The organism is Pseudorhodobacter sp. W20_MBD10_FR17 (assembly GCF_052119765.1).
In the GTDB taxonomy this organism is placed as follows: Bacteria; Pseudomonadota; Alphaproteobacteria; order Rhodobacterales; family Rhodobacteraceae; genus Pseudorhodobacter.
The window spans coordinates 1-10,598 of the sequence record NZ_JBGQOQ010000027.1; the positions used below are offsets into that span (position 1 = coordinate 1).

12 protein-coding genes and 1 CRISPR repeat array (1 of these 13 running past the window's edge) are annotated in these 10,598 nt (G+C 55.0%); of the genes, 10 read left to right on the forward strand and 2 right to left on the reverse strand.

Annotated elements, in window-relative coordinates:
- From ACEN2J_RS15885 to ACEN2J_RS15900, 4 genes are all read left to right on the forward strand, one after another.
- Nucleotides 1–451, forward strand: a 451-nt coding sequence (locus ACEN2J_RS15885) for a transporter associated domain-containing protein (RefSeq protein ID WP_442107091.1), incomplete at its 5' end; no start/stop codon positions are given.
- A gap of 294 nt (nt 452–745) precedes the next feature.
- Nucleotides 746–1,756 carry a TerC family protein gene (locus ACEN2J_RS15890; protein WP_442107092.1) on the forward strand — a complete coding sequence of 337 codons (1,011 nt, stop codon included), beginning with the start codon at nt 746–748 and terminating at the stop codon, nt 1,754–1,756.
- On the forward strand, nt 1,753–2,382 hold the full coding sequence (locus tag ACEN2J_RS15895; RefSeq protein WP_442107093.1) for an exopolysaccharide biosynthesis protein: 630 nt from the start codon (nt 1,753–1,755) through the stop codon (nt 2,380–2,382). Before ACEN2J_RS15890 ends, ACEN2J_RS15895 begins: the two co-directional genes overlap by 4 nt.
- 11 nt (nt 2,383–2,393) lie before the next feature.
- Nucleotides 2,394–2,810, forward strand: a complete 417-nt coding sequence (locus ACEN2J_RS15900) for a KUP/HAK/KT family potassium transporter (protein WP_442107094.1) — start codon at nt 2,394–2,396, stop codon at nt 2,808–2,810.
- Between the two features lie 47 nt (nt 2,811–2,857).
- Here ACEN2J_RS15900 and ACEN2J_RS15905 read toward each other — a convergent pair whose 3' ends face one another.
- On the reverse strand, nt 2,858–4,192 hold the full coding sequence (locus ACEN2J_RS15905; RefSeq protein WP_442107095.1) for a hypothetical protein: 1,335 nt from the start codon (nt 4,190–4,192) through the stop codon (nt 2,858–2,860).
- A gap of 306 nt (nt 4,193–4,498) precedes the next feature.
- On the opposite strand from ACEN2J_RS15905, the gene ACEN2J_RS15910 reads away from it, so the two are divergent.
- The 6 genes from ACEN2J_RS15910 (at nt 4,499) to ACEN2J_RS15935 (ending at nt 8,503) form a co-directional block, all read left to right on the forward strand.
- Nucleotides 4,499–5,704, forward strand: coding sequence for a tyrosine-type recombinase/integrase (locus ACEN2J_RS15910; RefSeq protein ID WP_442107096.1), 1,206 nt, complete (start codon nt 4,499–4,501; stop codon nt 5,702–5,704).
- A gap of 316 nt (nt 5,705–6,020) precedes the next feature.
- Complete coding sequence (locus ACEN2J_RS15915) at nt 6,021–6,224, forward strand: helix-turn-helix transcriptional regulator (RefSeq protein WP_442107097.1); 204 nt, start codon at nt 6,021–6,023, stop codon at nt 6,222–6,224.
- A 98-nt stretch (nt 6,225–6,322) separates the two neighbouring features.
- Complete coding sequence (locus tag ACEN2J_RS15920; RefSeq protein ID WP_442107098.1) at nt 6,323–6,595, forward strand: winged helix domain-containing protein; 273 nt, start codon at nt 6,323–6,325, stop codon at nt 6,593–6,595.
- 703 nt (nt 6,596–7,298) lie between these two features.
- Entirely contained in the window at nt 7,299–7,622 is a 324-nt protein-coding gene (locus ACEN2J_RS15925; protein ID WP_442107099.1) for a hypothetical protein, read from the forward strand.
- Nucleotides 7,609–8,244, forward strand: coding sequence for a hypothetical protein (locus ACEN2J_RS15930; protein ID WP_442107100.1), 636 nt, complete (start codon nt 7,609–7,611; stop codon nt 8,242–8,244). The genes ACEN2J_RS15925 and ACEN2J_RS15930 overlap by 14 nt, the downstream gene beginning before the upstream one ends.
- Nucleotides 8,234–8,503 carry a hypothetical protein gene (locus ACEN2J_RS15935; RefSeq protein ID WP_442107101.1) on the forward strand — a complete coding sequence of 90 codons (270 nt, stop codon included), beginning with the start codon at nt 8,234–8,236 and terminating at the stop codon, nt 8,501–8,503. The genes ACEN2J_RS15930 and ACEN2J_RS15935 overlap by 11 nt, the downstream gene beginning before the upstream one ends.
- 108 nt (nt 8,504–8,611) lie before the next feature.
- Here the strand turns inward: ACEN2J_RS15935 and ACEN2J_RS15940 are convergent, their stop codons facing one another.
- Nucleotides 8,612–9,346: a hypothetical protein gene (locus ACEN2J_RS15940; RefSeq protein ID WP_442107102.1), complete on the reverse strand. Its 735-nt coding sequence runs from the start codon at nt 9,344–9,346 to the stop codon at nt 8,612–8,614.
- A 948-nt stretch (nt 9,347–10,294) separates the two neighbouring features.
- A CRISPR array of direct repeats spans nt 10,295–10,598; the repeat unit is 29 nt; unit sequence CGGTTCATCCCCGCACATGCGGGGAACAG; it runs 1,495 nt beyond the window's last position.

Sequence of the window (10,598 nt, forward strand, 5' to 3'; positions counted from 1 at the left end):
ATCTCGTCGAGGGAGCCCGCATCGCAACGTCGCCGCCAGACACTTATGGGTAACTGCAAGGGTCATCGACCGGTTACGCACAGCACCCGCGCATATGGTGCTCGTCTATGACGAATATGGTAATTTCGAAGGTATTATCACGCCGATGGACGTTCTGGAGGCCATAACCGGCGACTTCCCGGACAGCGAAACCGACGAGCCTAAAGTCGTCACCCGCGCCGACGGATCATACCTTGTCGCAGGCTGGATGCCAGTAGACGAATTCGCCGACCTGCTGTCGCTGGAGCTTGACGAGGATCGCGATTACGAGACTGCGGCCGGATTTGTCCTTGAGAAGGTCGGCAGGCTGCCAGAGGTCGCTGAAAGACTTGATCTGCATAAATGGTCAATCGAGTTGGTCGATCTGGATGGTCGCCGCATCGACAAGCTTTTGGTGACGCGCGTGGGCTAGGGACCAAGACGGCTGGTAACCTGCTGCGCCAGGCAATCACACCGATCATTGCGATTATCGGAACATAGATCGGCGGCTAATCGCCTGCCTAGATGTGAACGCCCCGTCCCTGTTGCGACAGTAGAAAATCAAGGTCGCATTCAAAAAATAGATTTCTCTGGCAGGTGTTGCGCGCCAATTTGCCGCATGCCACTTCAAATGTGCTGGGTCAAGGTTTGCTCCTGAAGCCACGGCGCGTTGGGTGAATGAGACTTTCGAATACCCGTCAACCGTCTGTTTCGGAGTTTTGGCAACATGGACCTACTTTTCGTTGATTTCTTGGGAAAACCTGTCTGGAGCTGGATTGGTTTTCTTTTTCTCGTTCTGGCACTTCTGATCTTCGATCTTGGCGTGTTGCAACGCAAATCCCACGAAATCGGGGTGCGCGAAAGCCTGATGCTGTCAGCCTTCTGCATCAGCATTGGATTACTGTTCTCGCTGTGGGTCTGGTACTTTCTGGGCCAAGCGTCGGCGCTTCAGTATCTGACCGGCTTTGTGGTGGAGAAAAGCCTCGCACTGGACAACATCTTTGTCATCGCGATGATCTTTGGATATTTCGGAGTGCCGCGCGCCTATCAGCATCGGGTGCTGGTCTATGGAATCATCGGTGTCGTCATTTTGCGCGGCATCATGATCGGCCTTGGGGCTGCGGTGGTCGCACGGTTCGACTGGGTTCTTTTGATCTTTGCGGCGTTTCTAATCTTTACCGGCATCAAGATGCTGATGTCGGGTGGTGGAGAATACGATGTTGCGGCCAATCCCGTGCTTCGCTTCATGCGGGCCAAGTTCCGGGTGACCAACGATCTGCACGGCGAGCGCTTTTTTGTCAACGTGCCGCACGCCAAAACCGGCAAGGTGGCATTGTATGTGACGCCGCTTTTCCTGGCGCTTGTGATGGTCGAACTGGCCGATGTGATTTTCGCCGTCGACTCGATCCCCGCAATCTTTGCTATTACGCAGGATCCCTACATCATCTACACATCAAACATCTTTGCCATCCTCGGTCTTAGGGCGTTGTATTTTGCTTTGTCTGCCATGATCCATCGCTTTACCTACCTTCCAGCAGCATTGTCGCTGGTCCTGATCTTCATCGGAGGCAAGGTCATTGCAGCCGAAATTCTGGGTCTGGAGAAAGTGCCAGCTTCGATTTCACTGGGGATTACGATAACTATTCTGATTGGTGGCATCGTCGTGTCTTTGTGGCGCACCCGCGCTACGGCTGACAGTTCTGCTTCTGCCCCCATTGTTCAGGTCAAAGCCGAATGAACACTCTGTCCTCCGGACTGCCACTTGGCAAAGGCGCACCCGCGAAGAAGCTTTCTGATGTCCTGCGGGAACTCGATGAGGGCACGGGCGAGCGGATTTCGCTAGGCGATCTTGTCACCGCGTTAGGGGAACGAAGTTTCGTGCCCCTGATGATCCTATTCGCGTTGCCGAACGTGTTCTTTTTCATTCCAGGATCGTCTGTCATTACGGGATTGCCGCTTATCTTCATCGCGTTTCAGCTGGTCCTTGGGCGCCCTGCTGTCTGGCTGCCCAAGGTTCTGAACGAACGTTCGATAGAGCACGGCGCGTTCACCCGGGTTGTCACCCATGCCGTTCCTTGGATCGAATGGGTGGAGCGCATGGCGCGGCCGCGCTATTGGCCGTTTTCGCGGGTCGTGGCGGAAAGGATCGTCGGACTGACCAGCCTCGTGATGGCCATTTTCATGTTCCTCCCCATTCCTTTTGCCAATTCCCTGCCAGCCGTGTCGGTGATCACTTTGGCGCTTGGTCTGGGTGAACATGATGGGGTGTGGCTTACTGGCGGCGTGGTTGCCAGTCTCGTCTCAACAGCAATCGTATTTGCCATTTTTGCGGCAGGCACCTTCGCAATGCTGAGCTTTTTTTAAGGACTCAAGTGATGCTATCGCAGAATGAAGCCTCCACAGCGCTGCAAGGCCACAACGGAGTCACCCAACGCCCCAAACGGACCGCGGCCTTGACACTCGGCGCAGTTGGCATCGTTTACGGCGACATCGGCACAAGTCCGCTCTATGCGTTTCGCGAGGCGCTGCGCCCCACCGCAGAAGAAGGGGTCGTAATCCTGGTCCTTTCCTTTGAGACCTCAACAGCTTTGGCTGCGGCATATGGCATCGCGGTCAGTGGCAGCATGATTGTCACGACGGTGCTTGCTTACCTCATGCTGCACCGTGTCTGGGGCCTCCCAAAGGTCGTTGCCATGGTGGTCCTCGCACCGATCCTGTTGATCGAGGCCGCATTCCTTGCTGCCAATCTCGCGAAGGTTCCGGACGGGGGTTATCTACCAAACCCGAATTGACCGTCACTGGCACCGCCACCGGTTCTGCAACCACTTACGAGCCCCTCTCAGATGAAATGCTCGGGCGTGGAAAGCATGACCTCCTGCGCAATAAGAAGTCGGTCGGCTAGGCTCATACTGTCGCCATATGTCTCGCGCCCGCGGCTCGCTTTGAGCGAGTGGCCCATCAGTTCTCCACGATCATCCATTTGATAGCCCGCGCGCTTCATCCGGCTTTCCCAGCTGTGTCTGGTGCCGCCGATAGTGACGCCAACCGGCAACATGCCATTTTCACGAAGGTATTTGTTGACTGAAGCGCTGTAGCTACTCTTGTTCCTATACCTGGGGAAACCATCAGGATGCCGCTTGGCCGCTGCCAGGGCGACGCCAACCAATGGTATTTCCCGATGCGACGACAAATTCTTCACCTCTCGCCGCTCATCAGGATCGTCCGAGGCTTCATGCGCAATACGTAAATGTGGGATTGGGTTGTTCAAGCATATTGCTGAAGACGGCAAATTGTAAATTTCGTTCTGACGGCATCCCGTTTCAATGGAGATCAGAAGAATATCGCGCGCCTCTTCATTGAGTCCATCAAGGGCGCCCGGTGCGAACCATTTCTCAACGATCCAGTCGACAGGCACTTCAAGTTTCTGCGACGGCTTTGCATGACGGTCGCGAATAGATATTCCGGCAAAGGGTCGCGGCGGGTCTTCATGTTCGAGATCTTCATAAAAGCGCCCAAGCATGCCGTTCATATACGTAAAGTCTTTGTTCGCCGTCTCCGATGATTGCCCTTCCCGCGCTATTCTGGCCTTCCACCATTTTTTCCATGCCCGCGCTTCCGTCGAGCCAATGGAAGCAACAGCGATATCCTTGCCCAAAGCTGACATCAGGTTGTTTACTGCGCGCTGGCGAGGAGTGCGCCACAATCGCATTTGCTCGTTGTTTTTGAAACGGTTGTCATGTGCAGCCAGTGTTTCGGCATGTTCCACAAGTCCGGATAGCTTCAGCTTTGGCGCCTCAACCGCGCCCAATAACGCAGAGGCCACTGCTGCGTCGGGCGCGCCATTCGCATTGCGCGACGCCTCCACGCGCAACATGATTTCCTCCAAAGGCGCTTGTTCAACCTTATCCATCGATAGGAACTGAAAGCCTTGGATTGCAGCCAGTTGCTGCGCCGCTCGAAACTTTACTCCCGCATCATCATCACGTCCGGCAAGGCGAGCTTCCCAACCCTCGATGTATGACAACCAGACGCCCGCCGACTTTTGCATGGCGACACTGTAAGAATCCGTTTTGAGACTATCCCAGATAACCGGCCTGGGCTCGACCTGCGCATACCGCTTCGGGACGCGCCGTTTAAGATACCAGGTTTTCCTACGCAACACAGGTTTTGACATTCCTGACCACCTTACAATCCGCACTGTAGTGCAAAATGTGGTGCAGAAAGGGTAGCAAAATAAGGGGGAGTGTTGATCTCCGCCCGTCACGGTCGATCTAACTGTTTGATTTCAAACAGTAATAATATTTTTTGAGTCAAACTGCATGGCGGAGCGAGAGTCTGCCGCAACACATTCCGAGACGTTCCACTAAATGACCCATAGTTTAATGATTCAAAAGCCTTACACAGTTTTTCTTTCCGCTATGTTCCCCAAGATTCCCGTGTTATCCTATCTATAGTGGGGGATAGGCTGGGGGATTGATAATTGGCGACCAAAGGAATTCGAACCCCCGAAAAGGCGCTAACGGCGCAATTCGTGAAAACCGTCAAAGACCCCGGCAAGTATTTTGACGGGCATGGCCTATTCCTACGGGTGCAACCGAACGGACAGCGCCAGTGGGTGCAGCGCATCACGATACGCGGCAAGCGCTGCGAGTTGGGCTTGGGCAACCCGTCATTGGTATCTTTGGCCGAGGCGCGCGAAACGGCGCTGGCAAACCGCAAGCTGGCCGTTTCGGGTGGCGACCCCATGCTGGCGAAAAAAGAAGCCGAGGCCGTGCTGACCTTTGAAGAAGCCGCGCGCAAGGTTCACGCGCTGCACCTTCCCACATGGCGCAACGCCAAACACGGCGCGCAATTTCTAAGCACTCTCGAAACCTACACCTTCCCGCGCATCGGCGCTTTGAAGGTGGGCGAGGTAACGACTTCGGACGTTTTGGCAGTGCTGACCCCGATCTGGACCGCCAAGCCCGAAACCGCCGCACGGGTGCGCCAACGTATCGGCACGGTAATGAAATGGGCCGTTGCTCAAGGGTGGCGGCAAGACAACCCCGCGCAATCCATTGCCGAGGCCCTTCCTAAGCGCGATAAGAGCCTACAGCAGCACCGCAAAGCCCTGACCTATGCCGAGGTGGCCGATTGTCTAAAGGTGGTGCAGGCGTCGAACGCTGGGCTATCCACCAAGTTGGCATTGGAGTTTTTGGTACTCACTGCGACCCGTTCCGGCGAAGCGCGCGGCGCTACATGGGCCGAGATTGATTTGGGCGCATCCCCTTGCTGGACCATCCCCGCCAGCAGGATGAAAGCCAAGCGTGACCATCGCATCCCCCTAGCGCCCCGCGCTGTGGCGATACTGACCGAATCCACGGGGCTAACCGATGGCGATGGGTTGGTTTTCCCCGGCACCAAAACGGGCAAACCGCTTTCTGATATGACGCTTTCCAAGCTGGTCAAAGAACTGGGCTTTGACGCTGATGTTCATGGGTTTCGCACGTCATTCCGCACATGGGCGCAGGAACGCACCAATTTCCCCCGTGAAGTGGCCGAGGCCGCGCTAGCCCATACCATCAAAGACAAGGCCGAGGCAGCCTATGCGCGCTCGGATGTGTTCGACAAACGGCGCAAGATGATGGAGGGGTGGGCGGCATATTTGGCACAAGAGGCGGGTGAAATTTTCAAGCTCAGGCCATAAGATACCGCCTTAAGTTAGGGTCATAATATATTGTTTTTGTTAACAAAATACTTAACGAATAATCTTGCAAAAAAAATAATAACCACCCACAGGCCACGAAAATTCTGTGGAGAAAAGCAAAAAGGCCGTTGAACCACCACAGATAACAACCGAGACTGGAACTCCCCGGCCCTGTTTGGACGGGAGTAGCCGCCAATGGTGCTTGCAGGCACCAAAGGCTACTGGGGTTTGGAATCGAATTGGTTTCGCGTTTCCGACCCTTTTCTTGCATGGCCTGCGAATTATCGCAAAGGCAAAAACACTCGAAAGGGGCTTTATGTCCGAAAAATTGCGACACAAAATAGCCGACAGGCACTTACGCCGCCGCGCAGTAGAAGACCTGACCGGGCTTTCCCGTTCGACCATCTACAATCTGATGTCAAAAAATGCTTTTCCCCGCCCCGTCAAATTGACAGGCAAAGCCGTTGCATGGCCGGAAAGCAAAATCAGCGAATGGTTAGCCCAACGCGGCGCTGCATAAACCAACACCCACGCCTTCTTTAACAAAAGGCGCGGGCGCTGGGCAGTCTATCCAAATTCAGCGTATCAAACCGCGCCTCAACTTTCAATGAGGTTCGAATGAACATTAACGTCACCCTATTGGGCGGCGATTGCCCCCGGCGTTTCATTTTGTCTGGGCGTATCGGCCAAACACTTCACCGCCTGCACCTAGCGGGCAAGAAAGGCATAACGCCATTAGAAAGCCCTGCGCTGCGCCTTGCCGCGCATGTTCACTCTTTGCGGAAAATGGGTTTCATTATCGAAACCGAACGCGAACCGCACGGCGGGGCATATCCCGGCTACCATGCCCTCTACACGCTTGTAAGCGGCGTATCTGTGGGGGCAGCATGATGGCCCCAGAACCCCGGCGCACTCCTGCGCATGATGCCAAAGAAATGCAAATACGGCGCATACGGCGGCGCTATGGGTCTGGGGCATCAATGGCCCTTGTCCTAGCCGATCTGCACTTTGGCGAGGCCCTGCAATGGCCTTAGGGCGCAAACCATACAAAGCGCAAAAAAGGGGGGCTGGGCGTCACGTCCAGCTTTCCGAATACCTGCAAGCGACCGAGGCGTGGGCCAGCCTGAAACCCGGCCCTCGCGCCCTCTACATCGAATTGAAACGGAGGTTTAACGGCACAAACAACGGGCAGTTTTTTCTAAGCCAAAGGGACGCGGCAAAGGCGTTGAATGTTACCAAGGATACGGTGACAGGCTATTTTAGGGAACTGGCCGAGCGGGGCTTTATTATGACAACGCAGGGGGGCCATCTTGGTCCCTCTGGCATTGGGCAAGCGGCGCAGTACGCGCTCCAAGAAGAACCCTTGCAAGGAAAACCCGCAGCAAAGGGTTTCATTGCGTGGCAGGGAAAAACAAAACCCCGTCCAGAAAATCAGGTGCCCCGCCCCAATAATTAGGACACTCAACCCGCTAAGGGCGGCAAAAACTAAGAAAGCGTCCGAAAAACTTGGGCGCTTTCGCACCCAAACCACAAAGGCGCACCCCGTTTTTTTATGACACATATACATCAAGCCATAGGCAGGGAGTTTAGAGGGATGTTTGACTGGATCCAAACCGCCGCCGCCCAGCTGGCACAATCCGACCTTGGCCCAGCTCCTTCACCACTTTGGCACATCATTGCGACCGGGCAGATGGCCCATATCCTAATCGGCGCAACCCTTGCCCTATTCCGCGCCACTGCCCTGCTGGTGGTGGCTGTGTTTGTCGGCTGGGTGGCAAAGGAACTGCTGGGCGACATACCGAACGCGGGCGGCTCTTGGCCCGTGATTGCCGATAGCGTGGCCGACCTTTGCTGTGGCGCGCTGTGCTACATCATCGCAAAACATCAGATGGAGAAATACCGCTATGACCAAAGCTAAAGCAATCCAAGCCAAAGCTGCCCCCAGCGCGGTGAAACCATACGCCCCCAAAGCCAAGGAAATGGACCGTATCAAGGCGGTGGCCGCAAAGCAGGCGGCGCGGGCAGATGGCCCCCCGATGAAACTCAAAATGGTGGATGGGGTGCTGCAAATCGCTTTTACCCATGACGATACCGCGTTGGCGCATATCCTGATGATGGCAGACCTCGGCACATGCGACCCCAGCTTTTGGGAGGGCATACAAGGCCAGGTCGCAACAATCGGCGCGCAGGGCCGCAAGATAGACGAAGGCGCAAGCAATTTCCTGTTGTCGGTGGTGCGAGGCGTCCAGCCGCGTGATGAAATAGAGTCCATGCTGGCGGTGCAGATGGGCGCTATCCATCAAGCCACTATGATGATGGCCCGGCGGTTAAACCATGTGGAGAACATTCCCCAGCAAGACGCCGCCGAACGGGCATTGAACAAGCTGGCCCGAACCTATGCCACGCAGATGGAGGCCTTGAAACGCTACCGCACTGGCGGGCAGCAAAAGGTGACGGTGGAGCATGTGACCGTCAACGCAGGCGGGCAAGCGATTGTGGGGGCGGTGACGCATGGGGGGCGGGGTAGTAATGAAAACTAACGCCAACCCCATGCACAGCGCCCATACCGCGCCCAGATGCACAGCCAAAGCCAAGGCAACGGGCAATCGCTGCAAATCCCCGGCAAAACGCGGCTGGCAGGTTTGCCGGATGCACGGCGCGGGCGGTGGTGCGCCTACTGGCCCCGCGAATGGGGCTTGGGTGCATGGGGATAGGTCGCAGGCGGTGGAGCAAAACAGGCGCACCCTGATGGCACTGGTGAAACTGGCAAGGGATGGGGCTGCATCATGGGCGCGTTAAGACGCACAAGGCCGTTTGACAAGCTTAGCCCACTGCGTCCGCTAGGGCGCATAGACCTTTAGGGACCCGACAGTTTAAACTAAATACCGAAAGGATTGCGGCAGGACTTTAGCGCCGAAACTTGACGAAATCCAATCGGCCAAGAAGCGATGTCGCAAAATCTTTGGGGGTGATGAAATCGGGATTGCGAAAGTCGATGCGTGGCAAAGAGAAGCGCGCGGCAAAAAGACCATGCCAGTAGCGCGCGGCGCTCACGCCATATAGATGCTGGATAACCATAACCGTCGAAGCACGGCCATCTGACACTCCGTGCATCACAGGGGCAGATGAGATGTCCATGGCATGGAAGATGTCAGCGCAGAATGCGACTCCAGACTCGTCGGTAAAGGCTGGTCCGTCAATCAGAACGAAAGAGTAGTCGTGTTTCGGAATGTTAGAATGGATATAGCCGCGATACATCGCCATCTCGAATTTTTGCCTTGGGCCAAGGACTATTTCGACCACATCCCTGTATTTCTCGGGCAGGTTCTTCGTCGCCACGTCAAACCATTCGGGCACGCTTTCCATACTGACAATGTTGCCTTGATAATCTGGATGCTCTTTCCGAAGCTTCTTGACTAGGGCAGCCAGAACAAGGGTCGAGGAGCCGGTCCCGCTTTCGAGGATCCAGTTGGGGTGGTACTTTTGGATGGCATTAATTGACATCCAAAGGGTGATGAATTGTGTACCTGTGGTGCCGGATTTCTTTCCGTATTCCTGCAAATCATCCATGACGCCGGGCAACAATCGGTCAATTTTGCGTTTGCAGATGTAGTTTGCTGCACGCTGCACCATTTTCCGCATTGGATACTCCTCCGAACCATCTTAGTAGATTTCGTCTAAGTATCATTCCCGTTAACGTCAAGTTTACCTTGGATTGAACATTGATAAATGTGTCCCTGCTTTGGAAGGGCGCGGTGGAAACGATAGTGCGCTGACCGGAGAAAACCTTGTGCATGCAAGAATCCCTACCCCCTTATTTGGTCGCTTAATGCTGCGAACGAAGGGGCAAGATACGGTCCCGGCGCATAGGTCTAGGACATCAGATGCCCCCCCCAGCAAAAAAACTGTATTAGCAATCACGCCAAACGGGACCATTGGTGCTGACGCCTAAGGTCCGAAAGATTGGATGCCCCCTTGCGCGCGCGGGCGTAAAGCGATGCGAATGGCTAAAGCGCGAAACGGCAAGGGGGGGCGGCAAATCTTTGGGGCTATCGGCGCGAGTACCGGAGTGGGCTGCACTTTGCACGCATCCACAATTCAGAGGATTTGGCCTAAGGCCCGGGGGAGGTGCAAACCCCAGCGCCTTCAAAACAGGACCGGGCGGGGTAGCAAAATTTGCGCGCGGCCACTTCGGAGATAAAAAGTTGATGCTATCCGGTGTTGAAAAAGCTGGTCACTTCCAATCGGATTTTGGGTGACGCAAAAATGGTCTGGGGGATATGGTGGGGGATGAAATTTCACGCCATTCATCTAAGTTATTGAAAAATATCAATAAAAATACATGAAATGGCGGAGCGAGAGTCCTTAGAATGAAGCCATCAATGCGCTGATTTAAAACAAAAATAAAAACTTCCACAAAATACATACCACAAAAAATACCACATGACGGTTGAAAATTGCTGTTTTTGACATCACTCCCATAAGTACGGTTTGTAAGTTTGCCGCCTCACTCAACGAAATTGCATATCTCAAACAAGAATTCACGTTTTGAGAACGGCAGTTGAAAAATTTGCCACGGAAGTGGCGGGATTGTCCATCCCCGCACATGCGGGGAACAGGACGCCCCGTTCGTTGATGTAGTCGGCAAGCGCGGTTCATCCCCGCACATGCGGGGAACAGTTTTTGACGGACCGCTCGATCCGATCCATGACCGGTTCATCCCCGCACATGCGGGGAACAGGTAGTGGCCGAGAACCTGATCGACCGGCACCCCGGTTCATCCCCGCACATGCGGGGAACAGTGCAATCATTGTTGTGCCGCCTGTGCTGCCCATGGTTCATCCCCGCACATGCGGGGAACAGAACCCGAGGCGCAGCGCGTGTTCTGGACTGC